General features: G+C 67.1%; 23 protein-coding genes. 5 read left to right on the top strand and 18 right to left on the bottom strand.

Features of this window, described 5'->3' with window-relative positions; genetic code table 11:
* Window positions 1-68: 68 nt before the first annotated feature.
* Window positions 69-674, bottom strand: a complete 606-nt coding sequence (locus tag R4P08_RS16925) for a hypothetical protein (RefSeq protein WP_317815066.1) — start codon at window positions 672-674, stop codon at window positions 69-71.
* Between the two features lie 288 nt (window positions 675-962).
* Between R4P08_RS16925 and R4P08_RS16920 the strand changes: the two genes are divergently transcribed.
* The 4 genes from R4P08_RS16920 (at window position 963) to R4P08_RS16905 (ending at window position 4,587) form a co-directional block, all read left to right on the top strand.
* Window positions 963-1,334, top strand: coding sequence for a hypothetical protein (locus tag R4P08_RS16920; RefSeq protein ID WP_317815065.1), 372 nt, complete (start codon window positions 963-965; stop codon window positions 1,332-1,334).
* Window positions 1,335-1,428: 94 nt separating this feature from the next.
* Window positions 1,429-2,193: an RES domain-containing protein gene (locus R4P08_RS16915; protein ID WP_259894711.1), complete on the top strand. Its 765-nt coding sequence runs from the start codon at window positions 1,429-1,431 to the stop codon at window positions 2,191-2,193.
* A 187-nt stretch (window positions 2,194-2,380) separates the two neighbouring features.
* The gene (locus tag R4P08_RS16910; protein WP_259894708.1) at window positions 2,381-3,019 is read left to right on the top strand and encodes a hypothetical protein; all 639 of its coding nucleotides are present in this window, start codon (window positions 2,381-2,383) and stop codon (window positions 3,017-3,019) included.
* A gap of 113 nt (window positions 3,020-3,132) precedes the next feature.
* Window positions 3,133-4,587 (top strand): hypothetical protein, encoded by a 1,455-nt coding sequence (locus R4P08_RS16905; protein WP_317815064.1) that lies wholly within the window; start codon window positions 3,133-3,135, stop codon window positions 4,585-4,587.
* A 137-nt stretch (window positions 4,588-4,724) separates the two neighbouring features.
* On the opposite strand, the gene R4P08_RS16900 is transcribed toward R4P08_RS16905, so the two are convergent.
* Both R4P08_RS16900 and R4P08_RS16895 read right to left on the bottom strand, forming a co-directional pair.
* Window positions 4,725-5,039, bottom strand: a complete 315-nt coding sequence (locus tag R4P08_RS16900) for a hypothetical protein (protein WP_259894704.1) — start codon at window positions 5,037-5,039, stop codon at window positions 4,725-4,727.
* Window positions 5,040-5,278: 239 nt separating this feature from the next.
* Complete coding sequence (locus R4P08_RS16895) at window positions 5,279-5,641, bottom strand: hypothetical protein (protein ID WP_317815063.1); 363 nt, start codon at window positions 5,639-5,641, stop codon at window positions 5,279-5,281.
* Between the two features lie 281 nt (window positions 5,642-5,922).
* On the opposite strand from R4P08_RS16895, the gene mobF reads away from it, so the two are divergent.
* The gene (mobF, locus tag R4P08_RS16890) at window positions 5,923-9,516 is read left to right on the top strand and encodes a MobF family relaxase (RefSeq protein WP_317815068.1); all 3,594 of its coding nucleotides are present in this window, start codon (window positions 5,923-5,925) and stop codon (window positions 9,514-9,516) included.
* Window positions 9,517-9,523: 7 nt separating this feature from the next.
* Here mobF and R4P08_RS16885 read toward each other — a convergent pair whose 3' ends face one another.
* From R4P08_RS16885 to R4P08_RS16815, 15 genes are read right to left on the bottom strand one after another with little or no spacing between them, the layout of a single operon-like run.
* Window positions 9,524-10,285 (bottom strand): hypothetical protein, encoded by a 762-nt coding sequence (locus R4P08_RS16885; protein ID WP_069388800.1) that lies wholly within the window; start codon window positions 10,283-10,285, stop codon window positions 9,524-9,526.
* A gap of 9 nt (window positions 10,286-10,294) precedes the next feature.
* Complete coding sequence (locus tag R4P08_RS16880) at window positions 10,295-10,951, bottom strand: hypothetical protein (RefSeq protein WP_069388799.1); 657 nt, start codon at window positions 10,949-10,951, stop codon at window positions 10,295-10,297.
* The gene (locus R4P08_RS16875) at window positions 10,948-11,454 is read right to left on the bottom strand and encodes a DUF4913 domain-containing protein (protein ID WP_069388798.1); all 507 of its coding nucleotides are present in this window, start codon (window positions 11,452-11,454) and stop codon (window positions 10,948-10,950) included. The genes R4P08_RS16880 and R4P08_RS16875 overlap by 4 nt, the downstream gene beginning before the upstream one ends.
* Entirely contained in the window at window positions 11,438-13,231 is a 1,794-nt protein-coding gene (locus R4P08_RS16870) for a type IV secretory system conjugative DNA transfer family protein (protein ID WP_069388797.1), read from the bottom strand. Before R4P08_RS16870 ends, R4P08_RS16875 begins: the two co-directional genes overlap by 17 nt.
* 9 nt (window positions 13,232-13,240) lie before the next feature.
* A complete protein-coding gene (locus tag R4P08_RS16865) occupies window positions 13,241-13,795 on the bottom strand; it encodes a hypothetical protein (protein WP_156776030.1) in 555 nt (184 codons plus the stop codon).
* Between the two features lie 12 nt (window positions 13,796-13,807).
* On the bottom strand, window positions 13,808-15,424 hold the full coding sequence (locus R4P08_RS16860) for a peptidoglycan DD-metalloendopeptidase family protein (RefSeq protein ID WP_069388796.1): 1,617 nt from the start codon (window positions 15,422-15,424) through the stop codon (window positions 13,808-13,810).
* A complete protein-coding gene (locus tag R4P08_RS16855) occupies window positions 15,421-15,681 on the bottom strand; it encodes a hypothetical protein (RefSeq protein ID WP_182641760.1) in 261 nt (86 codons plus the stop codon). Before R4P08_RS16855 ends, R4P08_RS16860 begins: the two co-directional genes overlap by 4 nt.
* Complete coding sequence (locus tag R4P08_RS16850; RefSeq protein ID WP_256821440.1) at window positions 15,674-17,464, bottom strand: ATP/GTP-binding protein; 1,791 nt, start codon at window positions 17,462-17,464, stop codon at window positions 15,674-15,676. The genes R4P08_RS16855 and R4P08_RS16850 overlap by 8 nt, the downstream gene beginning before the upstream one ends.
* On the bottom strand, window positions 17,461-18,354 hold the full coding sequence (locus R4P08_RS16845) for a hypothetical protein (protein WP_069388793.1): 894 nt from the start codon (window positions 18,352-18,354) through the stop codon (window positions 17,461-17,463). The genes R4P08_RS16850 and R4P08_RS16845 overlap by 4 nt, the downstream gene beginning before the upstream one ends.
* A 4-nt stretch (window positions 18,355-18,358) precedes the next feature.
* Window positions 18,359-19,831 (bottom strand): SCO6880 family protein, encoded by a 1,473-nt coding sequence (locus R4P08_RS16840; RefSeq protein ID WP_083249524.1) that lies wholly within the window; start codon window positions 19,829-19,831, stop codon window positions 18,359-18,361.
* Window positions 19,832-19,840: 9 nt separating this feature from the next.
* Window positions 19,841-21,433 (bottom strand): hypothetical protein, encoded by a 1,593-nt coding sequence (locus R4P08_RS16835; RefSeq protein WP_317815062.1) that lies wholly within the window; start codon window positions 21,431-21,433, stop codon window positions 19,841-19,843.
* The gene (locus R4P08_RS16830; protein WP_069388985.1) at window positions 21,430-22,284 is read right to left on the bottom strand and encodes a hypothetical protein; all 855 of its coding nucleotides are present in this window, start codon (window positions 22,282-22,284) and stop codon (window positions 21,430-21,432) included. Before R4P08_RS16830 ends, R4P08_RS16835 begins: the two co-directional genes overlap by 4 nt.
* A gap of 12 nt (window positions 22,285-22,296) precedes the next feature.
* A complete protein-coding gene (locus R4P08_RS16825) occupies window positions 22,297-22,893 on the bottom strand; it encodes a hypothetical protein (RefSeq protein ID WP_083249585.1) in 597 nt (198 codons plus the stop codon).
* A 21-nt stretch (window positions 22,894-22,914) separates the two neighbouring features.
* Window positions 22,915-23,196 carry a hypothetical protein gene (locus R4P08_RS16820; protein ID WP_069388983.1) on the bottom strand — a complete coding sequence of 94 codons (282 nt, stop codon included), beginning with the start codon at window positions 23,194-23,196 and terminating at the stop codon, window positions 22,915-22,917.
* A gap of 11 nt (window positions 23,197-23,207) precedes the next feature.
* Complete coding sequence (locus R4P08_RS16815) at window positions 23,208-23,489, bottom strand: hypothetical protein (RefSeq protein ID WP_069388982.1); 282 nt, start codon at window positions 23,487-23,489, stop codon at window positions 23,208-23,210.
* Window positions 23,490-23,492: the final 3 nt, after the last annotated feature.

The following is a 23,492-nucleotide window of genomic DNA, read 5'->3' as shown; positions in this document are numbered from 1 at the left end:
GAACTCGTTGCTTCGCCACCTCCACCTTGATCCACCGGATGGGCCTGCGAAGGTCACTGGGTGCCAGGTCAGCTTTGTGGCAGTTGTTTCGAGACACGATCGATAGCCTTGGTCAACGCCTCCGAAGAATCCTTGATTGATTTGGCAATAGTCATCGGTGTACCAGGCGTGGTCTTGGCAGCCCTTCGGTACTCACTGAGGTCCACGATGTAGCTCAAGGTATCGGCCGGGCCCTTTGGGCCGTCGAAGCAGATAGTGATCCTGAACTGGCCATCGCCGTTAGCCGGGATTTCTGGGGATGGCAGGAGCTGCTGCGGGATACCAAGGTTCCATTGCATTACACGGCCCGGCGGCAGCGCTGCGAACCGCCGGCGGCTGGTGAACCTGTCTTCCTCGCCTTCTCTTGCCCACTGCTGTGGAAACGGAGGATCAATCGTGACTGACACGTTGGAAGCCACTGTCGGGCCATCGTTCTTCACGATCAGCATCATGAAATCGGCGTGCTGAGCATGCGGACGAATATCTGCCCACACATATGGTTGAGCGGCTTCTTCGTGCATCATCCGTTGGATCGAGGTCTGTTCCTCGGCGGTCTTAACCTGTCGCCGCGTGAAGTACAACGCCGCTAGGGCGATGGCTGCGGCGATCGCCGCGACAGTTGCTGAAGCATCCATTGAGACATTGTCGATCAACTTGTCTTCGATGTCCCGCCAAGAGCTGAGTAAGTGCAGGCAGGACAGGCTTACGTGCACTGGGAGGGCGCCGGAAGCGATGCAGGGGTCGTGGAGGTGAGGTTGGTGGAGCAGGGCTGCGTCGAGGGGGCAGCTGGCCGCCGCTGTTGCAGTGTGGTGGTATTTGAGTAGCATTGAGGGGGTTCGAGCATTCTGCGCTAGCCGCGCCCCGCCTGAAGTGGCGGTGCTCAGCGAAAGAGGCAAGAGGGGACGTGCGTGCAGGTGGCTGTGGTGGATTCGACGATCTTGGCGCACACGGAGACGATGCGTCTGTCGAGCGCGGAGCTCGCGCGTCAGCTTGTGCAGCATCTCGGGGCCACTGTGGTGGCGGTACTGGCGGGTGTCAGGGACAAGAAGCTGCCGTACAAGTGGGCAAGCGACGGCGGTCCGGTGCCCCGGGACGGCGCGCTTCAGCGGCTGCAGGTTGCGCACCGGGCATGGGTGGCCGTGGCTACGGCCGAGGGGGCGGACATCGCCCGCGCCTGGTTCATCGGGGCGAACCCTCGCCTGGAGGAACAGCCGCCGTTCATGGCGCTTGCCGACGGCAAGTTCAAGCCGGTGATGAGCGCTGCCGCCGCGTTCGTCGACGGCACCGACAACTGATCTCCACTCGCCCCGCGCGGGACTGTCTGGCGGGTCACCCATCGGCGCATAGGGTGAGCCGGGTGAGTGTCGCTGCCGGTGGAGGATCTCGTCTGTGAGGCCTGCAATCACGGTGTGCGCGCACACGGGCCTGGCGCTCATTCCGTCCGCCCGGCAGCTCGTCTATCGGCTCGCCAAACCCTCGTACGGAGTACTCAACCCGCCGGCCCGAGGCCTGAGCAGCAGTGAGGACCGTTCCGGGTGGAACCGTTTCGATCTGCCCGGCGAGCAGACCATCTACTGCGCCAGTAGTCCCGAGGGGGCGTACGGGGAGCTGCTGGGTGCGCTGAAGATCCGCGGCCCTTACCGGGCGAGTGACTACCTCGATGATCCAGGCGAGGACGATCTCTACGCCTTGATCGCCCAGGAGTGGGCCGAGCTGGGCGCACGGCCACCCGGCGTGATCGACATCAGCTGGCTATACGCCCACCGCATGTACACCGTGACAATGCCGCCGGCCGGGTGGTTCATCGAGATCGAGCACGCGCGCACCATCACGTACCTGGGCGCCCACATTCCCCTTTCGCTGTGGGAACGAGGGGTCACCGAGATCACCGTGGCGCAGACACGCAGCGCCGATCGCTACCTGACCACCGAGCTGGCCGGGGCCCTGGCCGCGGCTCCGCTCGCCGGCAACGTGCCGTCCTGGGGAATCCACTACTACTCCAAGCACGGAACCGAATGGTCCTGCTGGGCAGTGTGGCTTCGCCACGAGGCGCAAGACGCGCTCAGTGCGGATCCAGGCGAGGCCGTGACCCCGCCCCCAGGCAACACCGCCCTGGCCGCCGTCTTGGACACCTACAACCTGACCGCCGGATAACCAGCGCACCGCCCCCTGGGCAGGGTCGCCCGGTTCGTCGGCCGGGCCCTGGGCGCCGACGACCCAACCGCTCCGTCCCCGCTCGCCGCGATATCCGGACGAGCACTATCGCGCCGGACGCCGGTCGGGTAACGTAGGTAACGAAATACGTTACCCGTTACCTGTTACCGCACTGTGGGAGATTGCTATGTCGACGTCGGAGAAGATCGCTCGAGCCTATGGAGTGCTCGTCGCGCGAGGGGACAAGGTCACCGTGCGCAGTGTGCAGCGCGAAGCGGGGGTGCGCATCGGCGAGGTGGCCGCGTGGATGCGTGAACACGCCACCGGCGCTGCCGGGGATGCGCCCCAGGCTCCGGATCTGTCGGAGGCGATGTCTGCGATGGTGCAGTCGGTGTGGGCCGCGGCGTGGAAGCGGGCTGCGGAACAGGCGGACGAGGCGACCGCCGTGGCCCTGGATGCCGCTCGCACTGGCGAAGCTGACGCCCTTGTCGCCGCCGAGCAGGCCGCCACGGAGAGGGATGAGGCCGCCGCGGCCCGCGATCGCGCCGTCGGCGAGGTCGAAGGGTTGCGCGCGGAGCTGGCGCAGCTGCGTGGGCAGCTTGACGCGGCACGCCGGGACGCGCAGGACGCGCGCGCCGAGGCCGAGCAGGCCGACCGGGCCCGGGTCCGCGCTGAGGCGACCTCGGACACTCTGCGTGAAGTCCTGGACTCACTCCGCGATAACCATCGCGAGGCCAAGCGAGAGTCGGACGACCCGAGCGAGACAAGAGGACCCGATGAAGGCGTCAGAAGCGACACCGGCTTGCCCAATCGGAAAAGACCCTGACGCCCGTGCAGTGGTCTCCGGGTTGGTACGACCAATGGAGCCGAGCAAGTTGAAGACCACCTCGGCATTACGCATCAGGAGCCGTTGAAAACGTGGGTCGTGGAGGGAGACGGGTGAGAGACGACAAGAGCAGGCCCAAGCGAGGAAGTGCCATGGTGCGGGTAGGCGGGGGTGCGATCGCAGCACTGCTGTCCCTAAGCGGGTGGGCGACTGTCCAGCACAGCTGGTCGGAGGGCCTGCCCTGGTGGGCTGGCTTCCGCGCGGAGTATCTAGCCACCCCGATCGCTGCACTCATAGCGGCTGTCGTGGCGATTACAACGGCTTGGTGGGGCGTCGCGAACTCGCGCGCCACCCGTGAAGTGGAACACGAGCGATGGGAAAAGGATCGAGCCACCGACAGCCAGCGAGTAACTGAGCAGAGGCGCGAAGCTACGGAGCGAACGCTCCGCGACCGGTTTCACGAGCTGATCAAGCTTCTCTCGGCGAATGACCTTCGGTCGCGTGAGGGAGCATCGTATGCGCTTGCCGCGTTAGCCGACGACTGGGAAGCGCACTATGGGACAGGTTCCGATGACGCGCGGGCCGAGCAGCAGGTGTGTATCGACGTCCTTATCTCGCAGCTCCGCGACCCGATCCACACCCAAGACGAATCGTTGGACAGTGTTCAGCAGATTGCCTTCAAGCAGGTGGTCCAGAAGATCATCAGTTCAAGACTGGTCCGAGTCCTCGATGGCAGGCCACAACCAGGGCCCTGGTCGGATTTTGATCTCGTCTTCGACGGCTGCTACCTCTACGACTTCGTCCTCCAAGACCGCGTGTGCGCCGGAGACGTCGTCTCGTTCGACGGAACGAATTTTAGCGGGCAGCTGGCGTCGTTTATCGGGACAGACTTTCCCGCGACGCGAGTTTCGTTCAGGAACGCCCATTTTGACTCGAATCAGGTCGTCTTCAACAGAACGTCCTTCACCGGGAGTACTGCCAGCTTCGACGGCGCTCGCTTCTCGGCAGACTCCGTGAGCTTCGACGCGGTCCGTGTAGGCGCACGCTCGATCTCTTTCAACGCCGCGCAACTGGAAGCGAGCTGGGTGTCCTTCGGAGGGGCGTTCTTCACTGGCCCCTTCGTTAGTTTCGACAGAACCCGGTTCACAGGTGATCAGCTCACTTTTGACGGAGCACACTTCACCGGGAAAAGGACTAGCTTCAACGGGGCCGACGTCGACATGCGGGTGGCAACCTTCGCAATGGTCCACTTCACTGGAGGACAGGTCTCATTCGCGGTCGCGACGTTCCAAGGCCGCCACGTCTCGTTCGATGATGCCTATCTCATCGCAAACGTCATAACGAACGCTGCTCGCTTCGATGTGTCCAGCCTTTCGCTTAACCGAGCCATCACTACTTCCACCCGGGACAACTTCGCCGCGCTCGTAGGCTTGCAGAGCTTCGAGGACGACGGCGCCAAGTTCGAAATGGATCGAGCTGATGTCCCCGAGTGTCAGGACTGCACGAAGGCGAGAGCCGAGGAAGCACGCTCGCAATCACGACCCCGGGTCGGCAGGAAAGGTAGCTGATCCACGACATGTCTGTCGTCCGCAGGGTTCGTGGAACTAACGTGCAGCGGCCGGGCGCTGACACATCCCAACCCGTTCCGATACGACAACAGCCCCGCCGATTCAGGCGGGGCTGTACTTGTTCGAGGTTAGAGCGTCTAGAACAGTCGTGGGGTGTGTGCGTGTCCGGTGTGTCCGGCTGCGTGGGCGTAGGTGATGGGGTCCCAGCCGGATAGTACTGCGGCGCGGACGGCGATGGAGCGTTCGGCGCGGGTGCGTCCGTCTCCGGTGGCGCGGTGGGCGCCGGCGCGTCCGCAGGCCACGGCGTAGCGCAGGTTGGCGGTCTGGGTGGAGGGAATCACGTGCGCGTCGTCGACGCGTACGCAGAGGGGTTCGTTGCAACGGTGCTCACCGACAGTGCCGGTGGTGTCGTCGCCGTAGGCCAGGAGTAGTGCGAAGCGGTGGGCGCTCATGGTGCGCGAGAGGCCGCCGGATCGCCAGGTGATGCGTCCGTAGCCATCTCCTCCCGAGACGGCCCCGGTAAATATCCAACAGCCGTTGCTGGGTGCTTTGATCACTCGGTTCCAGAACCGCTCAATCGTTGCCTCAGTGGGTGCGATCTGTGAGCTGTAGGCGCGTCTGGAGATGACGATGGCCGGTCGGGGCTGGAATGCGAACTCCAGCCCCGGGAGCGGGACGTCGCCGAAAGTGTTCACGCCACGTCGCTGCTGTCATCTGTGGTTTCGCTGCCCGATTGGGTGTCTGGAGCGGACGCACCGTCGTCCGAGGTCTGGTCGTCGTCACTGGCATTGAGGGTGTCGAGCGCGATCTTAATGTCGCGGGTGCTGATGCCGAGAAGGTCAGCTATCTCGGCGCGGGCCTCCCCCTCGTCGACGAGCGCCTTAATCGCCTCGCCCGCATCACGCTGTGCCTTCTCGATGGCGTCGGCAGCGGCGAAGTAGCGGGTGGCCGCTGCTTCCATCCGCTCGTCGCGCTCCCGGCGCTGCTTTTGCTTTTCGGCGAGCGCTTGTCGTGCTCGGTTGCGGGCGCTTGTCCGGTCTGACGTCCTGGCCATGGGTGTCGCTCCCCCTTTGTCGGTGACAGTTCCAAAGCGACTCTATCGCCGGGGTCCGTCACTGAACAGATCCACGATCGCAGCCCGCAGTCACGCAACCGCCTCGATTCGCTACTCCGCTCCTGACGCAGTCGCCGATTACGTTTGTCGCACTCAGCTTCGCTCCGTGGTCGTCTTACGCTTCGCTCCCTCCTCCGCAAACGAAGATCCACACACCTCTTGCTGATTTTCAGACTTCGTCCGTGACCGGGCGCTGACGTGGGGTTAGAGTGGGCGTCGTGATGACCCTCCACGTGCTGCACGCCGGGGACGGCTACAGCTACCTGACACGTCAGGTAGCTACTGCTGACCGGCTGCGCGAACGTGGCCAGGAGCTGACCGACTACTACACCGCCAACGGCACCCCTCCCGGCCGCTGGCACGGCGCTGGATTGGAAGCGCTCTCTGAGATCAGCCCGGTGTCCGGCACTGTGTCCGAGGAGCAGATGAAGGCGCTGTTCGGCGAGGGCCGGCACCCCAACACCGACCAGATGCTCGAGGCTGGCGCCGATCTCAAAGAGACCGCGCTCGGTCGGAAGTTCCCGGAGTTCAAGAACGAGATCCCACTCGTGGAGGAGTACAAGTCCACGCTCCGGGAGCTGGCCGAGGAGGGCCAAACGATCGACAAGGCCACCACCTCGGACCTCTGGCGGACGCTGGCAGGCAAGCACTACCGCGCCAAGTTCGGGCACCAGCCACCCACGGAGCGGGAGCTGCTGTCCTGGGCCGCCGCGCAGCGCAGCAATGTGCGTCAGCCGGTCGCCGGAATGGATCTGGTGTTCACTCCGCAGAAGTCCGTCAGCACCCTATGGGCCCTGGCAGACACCGACACTCGGCGGGAGATCGAACGCATCCACCGCGAGTGCGTCAACGACTCCCTGGCGTGGATCGAGCGCGAGGCCGCCTTCACCCGCCGCGGTGATCGCAGCGAGCGGCAGATCGACACCCACGGTCTGATCGTGGCCCAGTTCGACCACTACGACACCCGCGCCGGCGACCCGAACCTCCACACCCACTGCGCGGTGTCGAACAAGGTGTTGGGCGTCGACGGCAAGTGGTCCGCCCTCGATGGAGCGGCGCTACACAAGCACGCCGTGGCCGCGTCCCAGCGCTACAACGCGGCGATCGTTGATCGCCTTCGCCGGGAGATGGGCGTGGCGTTCGAGGCCCGCTATCCCACACGCGACAGGCAGCCCGTCTGGGAGGTCGCCGGCATTGATCAGACGCTGTGCCGGGCGTTCTCCTCACGCCGTCAGATGGTCGAGGCTCGCCGCGACGAGCTCCTCGCCGAGTACCGGGCCACCCACGGCCGGGCACCGACTCAGGCGGTCCAGTACGCGCTTCTGCAGCAAGCCACACTGGACACCCGGGAAGGCAAGCAGGAGTCCCGGTCGCTGGCCGACCACCAACGGGCCTGGCGCCGATTGGCCGCCCGTCACCTCGGATCAGAAGCCGCCGTCGACGCTATGGTCTCCCGTGCCCTGAACCCCGAAACACCGGACAGTCAGGCAGGCGAGATGAACCCCTCGGTGCGGCAGATGGATGCCGTCGAGGTCGAGTCCGCCCGCGTCATCGAGGCCGTGTCCGATGCCCGCGCGACGTGGACCCACGCGCACGTGCGTGCCGTGGTCGAGACCCAGCTGACCAACGTCGCGTTCACCTCACCCTCCGATCGCGACGAGGCCGTGGCCGCGGTGGTGGACCACGCCCTGAGACGTGACTCGGTGGCCCTGTCGACGCCCGAGACGTTGGATGCGCCCACCGCATTACGGCGCGACTCCGACGGGCTCAGTGTCCTCGAGCGCCACGGCGAGCAGCTCCACACCTCAACCGCAATGCTCGACTCCGAGCAACTGGTCACCGGTGCCGCACAGACCCCCGTGGCGGTGTTCACCACCGGCGAGCAACTGCGGGCAGTGATCGCCGAGCAAGAGTCCGCGAGTGGCCGCGTCCTCAACCCCGGACAGCGCGCGCTGGCCGAACACTTCTGCCTGTCCGGGCAACTCGTCGCCGCCGGCGTCGGCCCTGCCGGCACCGGCAAGACCACCTCCATGAAGGCCGTCACCGCCGCCTGGCAAGCTTCCGGCCGGCAGGTCATCGCCCTGGCGCCGTCCGCGGTCGCCGCCGAAACCCTCGGTGAGGAGATCGGCGCCGAGGCCCGCACGCTGGCCTCGATGACCTACCGCTGGCGCGGAAAACTGGAGTCCATGGGCTTCGCCGCCCGCACACTGCCGCTCACCATCGAGCCGGGTGCGATGCTGCTACTCGATGAGGCCGCCATGGCCTCCACCAAGGACGTCGCGGCGCTCGTGGAGATCGCCCGCGATCGCGGCGCGGTGGTGCGCATGGTTGGAGATCCCGCGCAGCTCGACGCCGTCGAGTCCGGCGGACTCATGCGCCTGGTGGCCTCCGAGACCAACGCCCCCGAACTGACCGACGTCGTCCGGTTCGGCGACGACACCGCGCAGGCCCACGCCTCCGTCGGCATCCGCTCCGGCGACGCCGGCGCCCTGCAATTCCACGCCGACAAAGGCTGGGTCCACGGTGGCGACCGTGAGGAGATGATCGCCGCCGCGGTGGCCGCTCACTTCGCCGACACTGACGCCGGTCGCGACGGGATCGTCCTGGCCTCCACCACCGCCACGGTGCGTGAGCTCAACACCCAGATCCAGAATCGTCACCGTGACACTGGAGCCGCGACTACGCGCGGTCTGGTCGACCTGGCCGACGATCTGACCGCCGGCCGCGGCGACATCGTCGTCACCCGCACCAACAACGGAGAGCTACGCACCAAGGGCGGAACCAGGCCCGGCTCCCGCGTGCAGAACGGTGACCGCTGGCGCGTGGAGAAGGTCGGCGCAGACGGTTCACTGACCGTGCGGCACCTGGGCCACCGGGGCCGGGTCACCCTCGATGCCGACTATGTCGCCGGCTGTACCGAGCTGGGATACGCGAGCACTATCCACCGCGCGCAGGGCATCACCGTCGACGTCTCCCGCACCGTCGTCGACGAGGCGACCAACCGCCGCGGCCTGTACGTCGCCCTGTCTCGCGGCCGGGCCGAGAACCACGCCTACGCCGTCACCGACTCTCCGCTCGATGTGGAGACTGAGAAGCCACACCTGGCTCCGGAGGTTGACGACCGACTCACTACCGCCCGGGGCGTGCTCGAAGCTGCCTTGGCTCGCGACGACGGACACACCACCGCCACCGAACAACTCCGCGACGCGCTAGCCGCCGCCGACGACCCAGACCGCATGGCTGCCGGCTACGCCGCCGCACGCGATCTGCTCGTGCGCGACTACACCACCCACCTGGTGGGCTCCATGACCGTCGGTGAGGTGCCTGCGGCCGAAGCGGCGCCTCTGCGCTCGGCGGTTGATAGCGCGTTGGCCCGCGGCGTCGACGTCGCCGCCGCGATCGCGCAGTGGCACCACGAGGTCGAGGCCCCGGACGACCCGCTCGCCTCGGCGACCGGCTGGCTATCGGGCTACGAGGTCGACACCGACACCGACCTCGGGCCCCTGGCGCCCCTGCCCTCTCGGCACCCCGGAATGGACACCGAGCTGGCCGACTACGCAGCCGCCACCCTGACCGAACACACCAAGCTCACCCACACCCCACCGGAGGAGGATCTCGACTCGGTCGACGCAGAGCTGGACCCCTTCGCGGCCTCCCACCGCGCGGCCCAGCGCCAGGGCCCCTTCGATGCCAACCCGTTCGACGTCGACCCGTTCGGCTCGCAACCGGGTTCGAGCGAGCCGGAGCCGGACGGGCCGACACACCACGAAGCCCCTGTGCCCGGCAAGGAGCCGTCACAGGGGCCAGAGGTATAGCCTCAGCTCACAGTTCGAACCAGCTCTCGGCCGCTGCGTCGCGCCCTGGGCTGGTGACCGGGTCGACCACGGAGCGGTTGTTCTCAGCGGAGCGACGTGTGAACAGGTTCCCGAGCCGAAACGGGCTGGATCTCTCACCCTCGATCGAGCTGGAGCTCTCGGCCTCGAACGGACTGGGTCTCTCGGCCGCGTTCGAGGGCGACAACGTCCCCTCGTGGATCATCTTCCCCACGGGCTGCGGAAGCTCCACTCGTTCGAGGAACGTGGTGCCGGTGACCCGGTCTACCTCGTCCTGCAGAGCGTGCATTGCGCTGGCCCCGATCTCGTCTTCGTTATAGAGGTTGACGTGCCCCACCGGTACGTCCACCGTCATCGCATCGTCGCCTGAGTACAGGCTGACCACTGCGTGTGCGAGCGCCTTGTCGGCGAAACCGGCGCGGGCAGCGCGGGCGTGCGGGCTTGTTCCGCTTGTCTCTCGCTCGACGGCGTCGGCGATCTCGTACGCCGCCGACAGGTTCTCGATACGGGTGATGACCTCGCTGATCGATTCGGTGGCGAGTAGGTTCTCGAGTCGGGAGGCCAGGAGCGTTGCTCGACTTCCTGGGATCAGCGCGTGACTACCTGTGAAGCGCGAGTCGGAGAACGCGAGCTCGTCCTCGGGCAGCCAGGTGGCGCGATACGGCTCCAGCATCAGTGGGGACCCTGTGGCGGAGAGTGCAGATCCCAGTCGAGCCCGCAGCTCGGTCGCGGGCGGTGTCGGCTCGGTCATGGTGGTCTCCTACATCTCGATGTCGGGGTCAATCTCAGGAGAGGCCGTGGCCACATCGGGCGCCATGGCGGTCTCCGCGGTGGCCGACGCAGAGACGGCGCTCAGGCTGGCGGACAGGTCCGCCCCTGTGGACATGTCCAGCTCGCCACCGATGGCGGGGTCGCTCTCAAGGCCGTCCCACGCCTGCGACAACGCTGTGCTCACTCGCTCCATGACCTCATCACCGTCGACAAGCTCAGTCACCGCACCGGCTGTCACCAGCGCTGACACCGCCCACAGCACCGTCATCTCCTGCCCGCGATCGGCTTGTCTGTCCTGCGTCTGGGCGGCCTCGCGCTCGGCCTGGAGCCGGCGCTGTTCCTCCAGGAGGGCGCGGGCGTCGTAGTCGGCGGGCTCCCACCGATGCCAGACGTCGGCGGCCGCCGTCTCGAAGCCCCGGCGGGCGAACTCGTCAGCGACAATCTGGCGACGTTCATCTCTCCACTGCTCGGAGGCGTCGGGGCGATCGGCCCAGGCCGTCTCCCTCAGTAACCGGGTGACGGGAACCGTGCGCAGCTCGGCGGCCGTCAGGTAGTGGGTGCGTTCGCGGAAACCGCCCTGACGTCCGGCTATGCGGCTGGCTCGGGCAAGCATCGACATGTGCTGCTCGCGACTCTGGCTGTTCATTGTGTCTTCTCCATCGGTTCTGAGCGCAGGAGTTCGGAGGGTTCGTGGTGGCTTCGGCACGAGGCCATCGGCGATTCGGGTCCGAGGAGGATCCGCATGTGGTGATCGCCAACGGTGCGTAGGAAGATCTCGTCGGCCCGCATGGGATCGGTCACCGCCAGGTACTCGTAGCTGCGCCACATCGCCCGGACACGGAACACCACGCTCTGATGCGCCCACCATTTGCCGCACCAGGCGTTGGCTTGTGAGCGATCTTGGACCTGGTAGGCGGGGCGTAGATAGTCGTCGAAGAAGTCGTACACAGTGGGATGTCGCGGGTTCGACGGGATCCCCAGATCCTCGACGGAGTACCGCTTGGCGGCGCGGTGTGCCGCTCGGCGCAGCGCCAACCCCAGGCCCGGATGCTCGGCGTAGCCGGTCAAGGCGTCGACGGCCAGGGACTGCATCTGGTTCTGCAACGGTTTGGGCGTCGCGGCCCGCACGAGATCAGTCCACAGTGACACCGGTCTGTCCTCTCTCCAGGCGATCGAGCAGCTCACGCGTGGCGGGTGAGAAGTCCTGCTGGGTGGCCGGAATCATCCGCGCGAGCATCGGCCGTCGGCCTTTGGCGATCACGATCATTTGCCATTTCTGCAGGTTCTGGATCTCGTCGACGGACAAGATCGGCTTGTCGCCGCCGACCTGTTGCGAACTCGAACCGCTGCCATTGGAGTACGACACCGACCGCTCGACCTCGCGGTAGGTGCCGACCTGAGTGGAGACCATCTGCGCGAACTCTGGCTCGGTCTGTCCTGGCCCGATGACTTTGATGGCCACCAAGGCGTAGAGCTTGCGCATACCGACTGGGCCCCACATCTCCTCCCCTTGCGCGTAGGTCTGGAGGAAAATGTCGAACAGGATCCCACGGGAGCCGTAGGTCGATAGCGCTTCAGGCAGGTTCGGCCATCGCACGACGTTGGCGATCTCATCAAGCACCATCAGCACCGGGACCGGGAGCCGGTCCCGCTCGAACTGCGAGGCCCGCTTCTTCAACGCCTCGCTGACCAGAATGGCCAGCACCGTGGAAATGGGACGGGCCACGGGGTTGTCTTCTTCGGTGAGCATGTACAGCGTGGCCCGATCGTCGTGGGCCAGGGCGGTCACATCCAAACGCCGGCGGTGGCCGTGCGGGGTCAGCCATTCCCGAACCTCGGCCAGCCCCAGGCACGCGATGCAGTTTTTCGCAGCCGAGAACACCCCGTCACGGGTGCGTGGGGTCAGCGAGTACTTCGCGTTCAGGTCGTCGTGCTGCGCCTCGTAGGTGCTGCCGGCGAGCAGCCTCAGTGGTTCGCCGGCGCCCGGCGCGGACACCCACCTGTAGACGTCGGTGATCGGTTTGTTGCCCAGAGCCGCGGCCAGGAACAGCGCGGTGAGCAAGTCTCGGGCCTGCTGGTAGAAGAACGCATTCTCGCCGGCATCACCAGAGACCGCCGACCGGGCAGTGGTGGCGCCCTCGAAGATCTCGGCCAGGCGTAACGCCGAGCCGTCCCAGTATCGTGCCGCCCGGACGAAGTCGAGCGGGTCGAAGAAGAACCCGCGGCCCTCACCAGCGCCGGGGGCCAGATTCTGCGGGTCGAACACCCACACCTCGCCGACGTGTTCGCGCAGCTGGATCGTCTCGTCGATCAGGTCGCGCTTGCAGCTCGTGGCCACCACCAGGCCGGGGGCGTTCCAGATCTCCGGGATGGCCTTGCTGGTGGTCTTGCCCTCGCGGGGAGCCCACAGGTTCAACACGTTGTCCTCGGTGCCCGACATGAGGACCTGCCCGGTGCTCCACTCCCGGCCCAGGTAGGAGCCGTACCAGCCGCAGTCAGGCAGGTTGTTGTTCTGGTGCTCCCGTTTACGCGCACGCGGGGACAGTGTCGCGATGTCGCTGGTCGAGGCCATCTGTCGGGTCGCGTGGGCGATGCGGGACTGCGTGCCCCCGGTGCGCCGCAGTCGCCATCGCCGGCGAGCGATGAAGATCCCGGCGGCGATCACCACGACGACCAGCCATAGGGTCACCAGCAGGGCTGTCGCCGCTGGGGACCAGGTCACCGAGTCACGCGCCAGGACCTCGATAGCGCCGAGTAGTGGAAAGGGGCTCGGTGGCTCGGCGCCGCCGAGTTTGACCGCCGCACGATGCGCCGCCCACACCGAGACGTTGATCGCCACGAACCCGGCGAGCATGATCAGCAGCACGACGTGCTCGGGGGGGAACTGCGAGACTCGGGTGTTCCTCGGATTGTCGTTGCCAGCCATGATGTGCCCCTATCTCGTCATCTCTAGTCGGTACTGCGCGGCTTTCCAGGCGTGTCCCTCACGGACCACGACCACCTGCGCTGCCATCTCCGGAAGCGGGGTCGTGTCGCCGTCGGTGTGTTGAACCACCTGCCGCAGGATCAGACGCACCTCGGCCCGGGGGGCGTGAGGGTCAACCGGATCGCTGGCGAGCTCCACAGCTCCCACGACGACGTCACCGGAGGCCGCCCACGCCGCCCACTGTCTAGGCAGTGGCTCTGAGGCCGGGCGCTCGGCCGCCGCCTCGGCCAGTGGCCCAGTGAGCGTGTCCGCGGCCGCGTGCAGTGCGTCCCAGGGGCCCGCCTGCTCGGCCGGCCGCCACGTGAAGATCTGCCGCATCGCGGCCCGCGCGGCTCCTTCCGCGGTCTCTGTCGGTTCTGCGTGCACGTGATGGGCGTCGGTGCCGAGTTCGTCGCCTCCGGCCCGCAGCATCACCACCACCAGCGTCACCACCACACACGCCGCCACCACGCCTGCGGCGATCACGCCCGCGATGATCAAGAGGCGTCGTTGTTCTGCTTCCATGGCCACTGCTCCTTACCCTGCTGTCGTGGCGAATTTGGCGGCTTCTGCGGGCACGATGACGACGTACTTCTGTGTCTCCGCGTACGGCGGAACCCCGCCGTACTGCTGGACGGCGCCCGGGCCGGCGTTGTACCCAGCCAGCATCAGCGTCTGCGGATCCCCGGAGAGCTGACCTGAGGCGATGCCCTCGCGCTGGCCTTCGGCGATCTCGCACAGGTAGCGGGCCGCGAACATCGTGGCGTCTGCGGGATCGGAGGGCGAGCCAGAGCCCGGCGGACCGGCCACCTGGCCGTTCTCGTCGACCTTCGCCCCTCGAGAGGCCCAGGTAGCAGGCATCGCCTGCGCATATCCCTGCGCTCCCACTGGCGAGACAGCCCGAGCTTGGAACCCTGCCGACTCGTGGTAGAGCAACCCCGCCAGCAGCGGCGAATCCACTTCGCGACACACCTGCCCGCCGAGACGAATCCACTTGCGCAGCTCCTCCGGGATCTCACCGTCGTTCAGCGCGCGCCCGTGGTCGCCGACACCGTCCGGAACGCACTCACCGGTGGAGGCGCCGACACCGGGACCACCTCCCTCCGGGGCGGGACCGTACTTCTGGCCCGGGGTGGGCATTCCCCCTCCGGCCACGGTCACGTGCACGTGATCGAAGTGGTTCTCGGTCGGGGTGCCCCGATCTTCCATCTGGCTCGGCTGGCCTTCGGCGGGAATGTACTGCTGCCGCCAGATCAAGTACTCGATGTTGAACGCTTCTTTGTTGCGGAACAGGTAGTCGGCGATCTCGTCGCCGAGCTTCTTACCCGCACCGCTGGCGTAGTCCGGGATCATCACGTCGACGGCTCTGCCTGACGGGTGGTCGGGGAACGGGTCGCTGGGGCGCCACCCCCCGATCGTCTGCACTTCGGGGAACTTCTGGGCGACGGCCCGGGCCACGCGGACCGAGTCGACCTGCAAGTTCTGCTCGGACACGACGTCCGACGGGGGAAGCTCTCCCCCGCGCGTACCCCGGTCCGTGGGTTCTCTCGGTGTCGGTGCGGGAGCGGGCCTCTGGCCGGCCTCGCCCGGATTGGTCGCCTTGTCGATCCACGGCACCGGATCGACGTCTTGGCCGCCGTAGCGGCCTCCTGCCCAGATCTCGAAATGCAGATGGGCGCCCGTGGATTGGCCCTCGTTGCCGACCCCGGCGATATGCTGGCCGGCCTTGACTGCGTCGCCGGCCTTGACCCTGAGGTCGTCCGCTGGCATGTGCCCGTAGACGGTGGAGAACATGCCGTCCCCACCGTTTCCCTCGTGGTCAATGACGATCCAGTTGCCGAATCCCGAGGCGGGGCCCGATTCGGTGACCACGCCGTCGGCGAAGGCGTAGATGGGAGTGTTCACGGGTGCTGCGTAATCGATGCCCCGGTGGTCGGGGCGATCGGCTGAGCGATAGCCCGAGGAGACCTGGTAGGTGCCGTCTTTCATGGGCTTGGAGTAGTCCCCGTCGGGGACTCCGCCGGCCGCTGAGCTGGACCCTCCGGTCGGTGCGCACCGGTCGTCGTCCTCGATGAAGGAGGAGACGACGATGGTCAACCCGAACGCGACCGCGAGGACGATCACCAGCGCCAGCACCGGCCCCTTGAGGGTCACCGGTCTTCCAGTTCCCGCAGCCGAGCGGACAGGTGCGCGTTCGCGGCGCGCAGGCGCCGAATCTCCCCCCAGGTCGGACGCGGCATCCGCTGCTGGTCCTCGGCCCAGCTGAGCACCGTGGAGGTCGCCACACCGAAGTCGCGCGCCGCGCTCGCGGCCGCAGACGACAGGGTGGACGAGGCGCTGAAGTAGCCCACGAACCGGTCGACGACATTTTCCTTGAACTCGGGGCTGTAGCCCCCGGCGGGACTAGGCATTGACCAGTCCCCCGGCTCGCGCGGACTTGCGCTTCCACTCGTCCTCGAACGCGGCGTTGGTGTCGTGTAGTCGCCATTTCGTCTCTAGTGGCGAGATGTCGGTGCGGAACGGGATGCCGGGCGCGGTGCTCTTGCTGGCTTTGATCATGAAACACCCGCGGCCGGGCGGCACAGGGGCATCCGCAGAGCGTTCCCGGTCTGGTGAGGCCCCTTGTGACCATGAGGTGATCTCGGCGATTTCCCGCGCTGTGAAGGGGAGTTTTCCGCCAAGTAGGCGCAGTTCGTCGGCCGGCAGTCCACCACAGATCACAGCCCCGGCCCGGTCGATGAACCCCATCGCGCGGTTGCGATCCGCTTCGGTCGGCAGGGTCTCCAGATCCTTGGACCCGTGGGTGACCAGGTACACCGCGCAGCCCATTGTTCGCAGCAGACGCATGAGACCGTCCACATGCTTGGTCAGCCCCGGCGCGGCGGCCAGGGTGCCCCACAGCTCGTCGAGGGTGTAGGCGAACAGCTTCCGCTTGCGCAGGCCAGCATCGGCGAGAATCTTCGACGCCGTCACCGCGCCCGCTGCCGCCGACCAGCACGCCATGATCACCGCGGCTTTCACGGTTTCGTCGTTGTCGTCCAGGGCGGACACGTCGATCACCACCGCGGCGGAGTTGACGTCGATGGGCGTGGTGGTCTGCCCTGAGAAGATCTCCCCGGTCACACCGTGCTGCATCGCATACAGGCTGCGCAGCAGCGGCCGGACGGTGGCGTGGTACTCCTCGTCCGACGCCGAGACGGTGACCTGGTGCAGCTGCCGGGACCCTGCCTGCAGCATGGCGATCAGGTCTGTCAGCTCCGGCGGATGTACCCAGCGACTGCGCCCGTCCGGGCCGTCCTCGGCGTACAAGTCGTCCAGTGCCACGGCCACGGCCGCGGACTCGTAGTCGGCCATTCGACCCTGCCGGGCGAGCGAGACCAGCGTCTCGATCATGCGGCGCTGACCGGCGGCCACCTCCTTCTTGGCTCGATGGAGCTGCTGCTCCAACATGCGCAGCCTCTCCCGATCGGCGTCGGTGTCCCCGGTGTGGGTGGCGATCGCCTCCTGGAGGACCGGCACCACCGAACCCAGAGCGCCCGCGTCGAGGGGGTTGATCCGGTCCAGGCCGTGCCCGATCCGGATCACCTGCCCGTCGACCGCCAGCGCGAGGGGGACGTACTCCCCCTTGAGGTCGTTGGGGATGATCGGTACATGCCCCTGGGCCGAGTGTCCGAGCAGGATCTGCCGCACCAGCGAGGATTTGCCCAGCCCGGGCACCGACATCAAGAACGCGGACGGCGTCGACAGCAGGTTCTGCTCTAGCCAGCTCAGACAGTCGAAGCCGAGGTCCTTGCCGTCGAGCAGGTTCCGCCCGATCGGCGGGCCGATCATCGGAGACGGCGAGCCGACCGAGTTGGGGTTCCACCCGGCGGCGTAGTTGGTGGCCATCATGAACTCGTTCGGAGCAGTGACCGATCGCACCAGACCCGACCCGATCCCGGCGGCGAAGGGGGCGCGAAAGCCGCGCGCCCCGGCTCGTGGCCACGCATCCTCTCCGACCACCGGGGCCACACCATGCCGGGCCAGCGACTCGTGTTTGATCCGCCCGACCTCATCCGGGTTGGCCTTCTGCCATCTGCCTAGGGCCCGCCCTCGGCGGGTCCACGGCAGCGGGTACTTCTCTTGCCCGTCGAGAATCGCCCGGAACAGCTCGCCGTAGTCGGCGGTGGCCTCCTCTGCTCTCCACATGCTCATAGCGGCAGCTCCGTCTCGATCGTCGCGTGCTGGAACCCCGCCACACCCAGTCCCAGGTTGGCGGCCAACATCACCCCTTGGCGCCCGGACTCATGCCGCACCCGCAGGCGGGTACGCGGCCGCAGCGCCTGCAAGAACAGTTGGGCGATCTCGTGTCCGCCGGCCACGGTCACTGTCGACCACACCCGTCCACCGTCGGCGGCCTCGACCTCACTGACCGACAGGGGGTCGACGAAGGGGCGCATCCAGCGGGTACGCCAGATGTGGCCGGCGGCGTCCCACTCGGCCAGCACGTCGGACACGTCCGCGCTGGCCTCTGCTCCGCTGGCCGGATCCGAGCACGACAGTGTGAAGCTGACGCACTCCACACTTCCCACGCGAACACTGCGCGACGACTCGTCCCAGGTCAGCTCGGATAGATCCTCGATTGACCGCAGCGCCGCGTCCAGGACGTGACCGCAGCGCCCGGCGATCTCGCTCTCGCGTGCAGGCCGGGCCGGCAGGCCGGCGAGAGCGGCCGCGTCGTACAGGGTCGGTGCGTCGACCGCCACGATCGAGGCCAACTCCGTGAGGTCGCTTCGCTCGGTCTTGTCGGCGGCCGAGAACACTCCACCCAGCAGCGGTGGCGCTGAGGTCGTGCTGTCACAGGCGAAACCGGCCAGAAGCCGGTCCAGGCCCGCCACCTGACGGGTCCACGCACTGACCCTCTCCTGCTCCACGATCCCGGCATCATCCACCAGGCTCGCCACGGCAATCTGGTGGCGGCTGGCGTCGGTGACGAGCGCCTGGGGGAAGCCGCGGGCATCGACGGTCTCACTGACCTCCAGTCCGCGCAGGGGGCGGGGGCGGGTATCGGGAGTCGATCCAAATAGGTTCTTGAGGTTCAACATCCGCTCAGTCCTTCCTTCCGAACGGCAGGGCTCCAGCACCGAGGCAGAACGAGAACGCCGAGTCCTGCATGAGCCGCATCTCGCGCACCCGGATGTTCAACTGGTTGGCCAGCGCCTCCACATCACCGTCGATCGCCCGGTCGTCCTCGCCCGGCAACCACGTCACCGACACGTACATCGACCGCCGCCCGTACCCAGCTCCCTTGGCCAGCGCCTTACGTGAAGCCGTCGTGCCCTCCAACCGCAGCTCGGCGTCAACGGACTTGATCGTCTTGCCGTCGTTGACCCCGACCATTGCGTCCCGGTGCTCGGCCTCGACCAGCGAATGCGCCACTCCCGGGGGGAACGGCCGGTAGACCAGACAGACGGTCTTGCGCGTGATCCTCGAGTGCTGCTCCAGCAAGGGTCGCAAGTGCTTGTTCTCGAACGTGGCCGGCGGCGCGGAGACCATCTCCCAGGTCCGCGACCAGGTGCCGTCGTGGAAATACCCGCGCGCGGTGGCCTTGGCCACCGCCGGCCCCGCATCCGACCACGGCAGATGGTGCGGCACGCCTTTGATGTGCAGCTCCTCGAAGTCTTCCTCGGCCGCGGGATTGAACGCCTTGTGCGTCGAGGCCACGATTTCGTCCGCCGTCATGGGTCGCGCCTTGATCCCCGCCCATGGCAGTGGGCCGCGATAGAACGCACCGATCTCGTAACGGAGCTGGTCGAGAAATCGGCGGTCCCGGGAATGTGACACCGACACCTTCAGCGTGAAAGCCAGCTCGAACTCATAATCCTGGCCACCCGATTGCAGCATCCTGGCTCGCTCGAACTGGATCTCCCGCGCGACCGCAGGTGCCTCCGGCGAATCGAGGGTCTCGACCTCACGCAAGGCCAGCATCCCCGTCGACGGCCTGGTGGTGTGCCGGGCCACCACCGCCAACAGATTCCGATTGTGCGCCCACTGCGCCTCGCACGTCCCCCACTGCGCGGTCGTCGCCTCAGCCTCCGCGACGCTACGCAGCACATCTCCGGACAGCTGCCCGGTCAGCTTCACCGTGACCTGCTGGGCCGCAGGGTTGACGATCACCCCGAACCGGTAGCCGTTCGCGTCGACATCCTCGAGCAGCTCGGTGCCCGCCAGCAGACCCGGCGCCCGACGTTGCCCGCCCGGCACCCGCGATTCCGGGCCCGAGAGGTACAGGTTCTCCCCAGTCATGCGGCGCCACACGTGCGCGGCCACCAGCCGCCCCGACGTGACGAAAGACCGTCCGTCTCGGTGAAAATGCACCAGGGCACCCACCAGCACAGCCAGCAGAGCGGCTACCAGGGCGAACCGCACCTGCTGGGCCAACATCGACACCACGAACGCCATGAGGCCGACAAACCCCACCACGGCCGTACGGACCGGGATGCGGCCAATGAAGTTGCGCTCCCGCTTGCGGCCCAGGGTGTAGGTGGTCGTCTCGGTCTGCGGCGCCATCGTCTCGCTCATCAGCTCCCCCTACCGGTAGGCCGACCCCGGATTGACCGGAGCGCCTACCGAGTCGTCGAGGATCCCGCCGCCCGCTCGCAAGGCAGACCCGGCCATGCCGGCGGCGTTGCGCGCGATCCGCGCACCTGTCTGGCCTGCCGCGGCCACCTGCTGACCACCGCCGGTCGAGGGACCGGAACCAAGAGCTCCAGCGCCGCCTCCCCCGGATCCACCAGCGGCTGGTCCACCACGCGATCCGCCACCAGTCGACGGACCACCACCGGACGGATCGCCCCCACCGGACGGGCCACGCCCACCAGAAGCGCCGCCCCCGGAACCCCCACTGCCCCCATCAGTCAGGCCCAACGCGGACCCGCCCGAGCTAGCCGCGCCCGCGGCCGCGCCGCCGGCCGCCAGGGCGCCGGCACCGCCCGTGGCCGCCGCGGCGACCGTGCCGCCCACGACCGCACCGGTCGCCCCGAGGGCCGCCCCTCCCAGGGCGCCAGCCGAGCCACCGGCCTGGCCCTTCATCTGAGGCAGGATGATCGCCAGCAGTGCAGGGGCGCACAAGCCGGCCGCCCCGAACAGCACCAGAGAGACCAGCTTGTTCTCCTCGGACCCATCGAGGTTCATCGCCGCCCACACCGCAGACATGTAGACGAACGCGGCCGCGACTTTCAGCAACGCGAACGCGACCAGGACACCCATCGCGTTCTCGACGGTGAACCGTCCCGCTCGCCCGATCGCCCATGCCGCGAAGATCGGCATCAGCCCGATCAGGATGGGAAGCAAAATGATCCGCATGACCATCGCCAGACACATCGCCAGCGACCCGATCAGCGAGATGAGCACGAACACCAGCACCAAAATTGGGTTCATGTCCTCGCCGATCGTGACCGCATCGGTGATCTTCGTGAAGTCCCCGGCATCGGCGATATAGGTGTTCACCAGCACGTCAGCGAAGCCGTCGAAGGCCATGATCGCCGGTATCGCCAGTGCCGGAACCAGAGCCCCGTACAGCAGGTACCGGCCGTAGGCCGCGGCCGCGTCCTCCATCGCCTCCCCGGAGCCCTGCCGCCGCGTTGAGGCCACCTTTAGCAGGCCGATCACCAGGCTCAACGCGAGCCCAGCGATCGCGCCCTGCCACACGAGATTGTTGATTCCCGACGAGGACAGCTCGAGCGCGTCCGGGTTCAGTTTGAACTTCGTCCACAGCGTCAGCGTGTAGCCGATCACCGCCGGGTTGCCGTCCTTGATCTCCCGGACGATCCCGGCGAGCTTTCCATCCCACGCGGCATCCGCCGCGGCCTGGATCGCGTCGCCCGGATGCTGCACCGCGCCCACACCCATGCAAGCAGCAGCGTGAGCCCCGCGCACCGGAGCGGTGAAAGTCTCGCGAAGACCACCGGTGTGGGCAGAGTCGCGGAGCCACTCATGGGCGCCGGTGCCGCCCAGAAGTCCGCCGTCGACGAGGTCGCCGTCGCGGTCGCCGCTTCGGCATTCCTCGTTGAACTCCTGAAACTGGTTCTGTCCGGTGTCCTGGGCGTGGGCCGGCGTAGCGACAGCGATCGCGACGAAGAGCGCCACTACGACGGTGGCGAGGGCTTTCAGTGCTGGTCTCACATCCACCGGGACCACGACCCGTCGATCTCGGTGAGCGGAGTCATGTTTCGTCCCGAGACGATTTCCCATTGGTCGGCGACCCACTTCATCGAGACCCGAATCACCGGATGATCGTGAATTCCGACGTTGGGGTCGGGAGAGTTGATCTCTCCGACCGCTTCGTAGACTGACGGCAACGCGGCCTCGACGGTGCAGAAGTTCTCGTCGCACTGCCCGAACTTGAACCACCGCGGCGCACTGTATCCCTGCGCTGCTACCAGGGCGCGTCCGTCGACGGAGTCGCCGCGGGCCCGGATCTCCTCAAGAAACTCCGGGTCTTCGCCGGCCATCGTCGGCATGAAATGTCCGATGAAGTCGGCGTACACCCCGCCTAGCTCCATCCCGAAACCCATGTAATTGGCTGTTAGGAGTGCTGCACCGCCGGGTGAGCGGGCGTAGCCCGTCATTACCCCGTCGTCGACCCCGGTCGGTCCGTCCGAGCGCGAGACCATGACTGTGGTGCCGCTGCTCACGCGCTGCAGTTCGAGTCCGTCGGGAGGGCCCACCATTTCCTGGCCTACGGGGAAGGCGCCGGGCTCTCCGGTCTGCTCGCGCGGCGTCCCGCCGGCGGACGTCACCACTGTGACCTGGCGGCCGACCAGGTCAATGTCAGTGGTCTCGTCGTCCGACGGCGCAGCGATCCCGGCCGAGGGCTCTGGCGCACTCGTGGTGGGTGGAGCGTCCGCGCTGCCCGCGTCGTCGCTGTCGCCGGTGGCAATCGCCAGGATGAGGGCGGCGACCAGGGCCACGACGACCACCACGGCCGCGACGATCAGTGCTGCGGTGAGTCGTCCTCGTCGCTGTGAGTCCATGTTGAGCTCCTACTAGTCGGCGCGAAATTCGGTGAAGTCGTCGAGGTTGTCGAGTTCGACGGCGTCCACGGCGGTTTGTTGCGTCGGCAGGACGAGCTTCCAATCGCCCGTCTGCCACGCGAGCTGCGTCGGCTGGGCGGTGAGCGTGCCGTCGGGCCACTCCACGGCCAGGAGGACCTGGGCGCGGTCCTGCGAGTAGTCGGTGAACTGGAAGCCGACGAACTTCGCGGGATTGCGCACGCGGCCCTCGACCGACATCAGGGCCCGTGCCTGAGCCCACTGGTCCTTACCGGGTCCCGGCGCCAAGATGGTGCTCGCCATCTGCGGCCACGTGTTGTCACCGGTGGTGGCCAGCAGCGTTTGACCGGTCATGGCCGCGATGACTGCGCACTGTGGGGTGTGTGCGTAGCCGTGTTCGACCGGGTCGGTTTCGTCCGGGCACTGCTCAGCCCGGGGAACGGCGATGCCGGCCATTTGCGACCAGGTCGCCTCGGGCGCGGCAGTCAGATCCGGGCCGTCTTCGGTCCCTTCCGTCCCCGCGTCGTCGGTGCCGCACGCGGCGAGTGCCATCGCAAGCCCCGCTGCGGCAACCAGTGTGCGACTGCGCATTTTCTGCTCCTTCATTCCCCGTCAGATCGGGGTGTAGATCAGCGAGACAACCGCGCCGATGCTCGAGGCGAACATGAGGACCACAGCGATCACGAGAAGCCGCTCCACGCCCTGCTTGGGCTCGCGGCCCACCTCCCTGGCCTGACTGATCTCCACCAGTGCCCAGCCCATGAACACCACGCTGGCCACGGCTACGAAGCCGAGCCCGATCGAGATCCAGTTGGCCAGCAGCCCTTGGATTTCCGTTGGTAGTGGTTGCGGCGAGGCCGGGGGTGGGCTCTGCGCGAGCGTGTGGGCTGTCATCGGCTAGCCGTCTATCCGAGCAGCCAGCCGACGATCGGCATGAGCACACCCAGGCCGACCACTCCGCCGCCCCACCACAGCAGGCGCCCGGAGACTTGATCGCCGCGCCCGTCCTGGCGGGCGAACGCGATCCCAGCGAAGACCATGACGCCGCCGATGACGGCGATCACGATGCCGATCGCCAGCGCCACCCCGGCGACGTCGGTGAGGCGACTGGAGAGAAAGTCAGGAAGCCAGGGCGTGATGTTGTTGATGAAGGACGTATCGCCCTGTGCGAGCACTCGGATGTTCATGGT

The organism is Rhodococcus sp. IEGM 1408 (genome assembly GCF_033142235.1).
GTDB lineage: Bacteria > Actinomycetota > Actinomycetes > Mycobacteriales > Mycobacteriaceae > Dietzia.
The sequence above is the reverse complement of the archived record's forward strand: the minus strand, read 5'-3'. Positions and strand labels throughout refer to the sequence as shown.

Excerpts from the sequence above, each read along its gene's own strand:
- R4P08_RS16815 (WP_069388982.1), bottom strand. The coding sequence starts at position 23,489 with ATGAACATCCGAGTGCTCGCACAGGGCGATACGTCCTTCATCAACAAC.
- R4P08_RS16850 (WP_256821440.1), bottom strand. The coding sequence starts at position 17,464 with ATGAGCATGTGGAGAGCAGAGGAGGCCACCGCCGACTACGGCGAGCTG.
- R4P08_RS16845 (WP_069388793.1), bottom strand. The coding sequence starts at position 18,354 with ATGTTGAACCTCAAGAACCTATTTGGATCGACTCCCGATACCCGCCCC.
- R4P08_RS16865 (WP_156776030.1), bottom strand. The coding sequence starts at position 13,795 with ATGGAAGCAGAACAACGACGCCTCTTGATCATCGCGGGCGTGATCGCC.
- R4P08_RS16880 (WP_069388799.1), bottom strand. The coding sequence starts at position 10,951 with ATGAACAGCCAGAGTCGCGAGCAGCACATGTCGATGCTTGCCCGAGCC.
- R4P08_RS16825 (WP_083249585.1), bottom strand. The coding sequence starts at position 22,893 with ATGCGCAGTCGCACACTGGTTGCCGCAGCGGGGCTTGCGATGGCACTC.
- R4P08_RS16870 (WP_069388797.1), bottom strand. The coding sequence starts at position 13,231 with ATGGCTGGCAACGACAATCCGAGGAACACCCGAGTCTCGCAGTTCCCC.
- R4P08_RS16895 (WP_317815063.1), bottom strand. The coding sequence starts at position 5,641 with ATGGCCAGGACGTCAGACCGGACAAGCGCCCGCAACCGAGCACGACAA.
- R4P08_RS16900 (WP_259894704.1), bottom strand. The coding sequence starts at position 5,039 with ATGAGCGCCCACCGCTTCGCACTACTCCTGGCCTACGGCGACGACACC.
- R4P08_RS16830 (WP_069388985.1), bottom strand. The coding sequence starts at position 22,284 with ATGGACTCACAGCGACGAGGACGACTCACCGCAGCACTGATCGTCGCG.
- R4P08_RS16840 (WP_083249524.1), bottom strand. The coding sequence starts at position 19,831 with ATGAGCGAGACGATGGCGCCGCAGACCGAGACGACCACCTACACCCTG.
- R4P08_RS16925 (WP_317815066.1), bottom strand. The coding sequence starts at position 674 with ATGGATGCTTCAGCAACTGTCGCGGCGATCGCCGCAGCCATCGCCCTA.
- mobF (WP_317815068.1), top strand. The coding sequence starts at position 5,923 with ATGACCCTCCACGTGCTGCACGCCGGGGACGGCTACAGCTACCTGACA.
- R4P08_RS16885 (WP_069388800.1), bottom strand. The coding sequence starts at position 10,285 with ATGACCGAGCCGACACCGCCCGCGACCGAGCTGCGGGCTCGACTGGGA.
- R4P08_RS16820 (WP_069388983.1), bottom strand. The coding sequence starts at position 23,196 with ATGACAGCCCACACGCTCGCGCAGAGCCCACCCCCGGCCTCGCCGCAA.
- R4P08_RS16855 (WP_182641760.1), bottom strand. The coding sequence starts at position 15,681 with ATGCCTAGTCCCGCCGGGGGCTACAGCCCCGAGTTCAAGGAAAATGTC.
- R4P08_RS16910 (WP_259894708.1), top strand. The coding sequence starts at position 2,381 with ATGTCGACGTCGGAGAAGATCGCTCGAGCCTATGGAGTGCTCGTCGCG.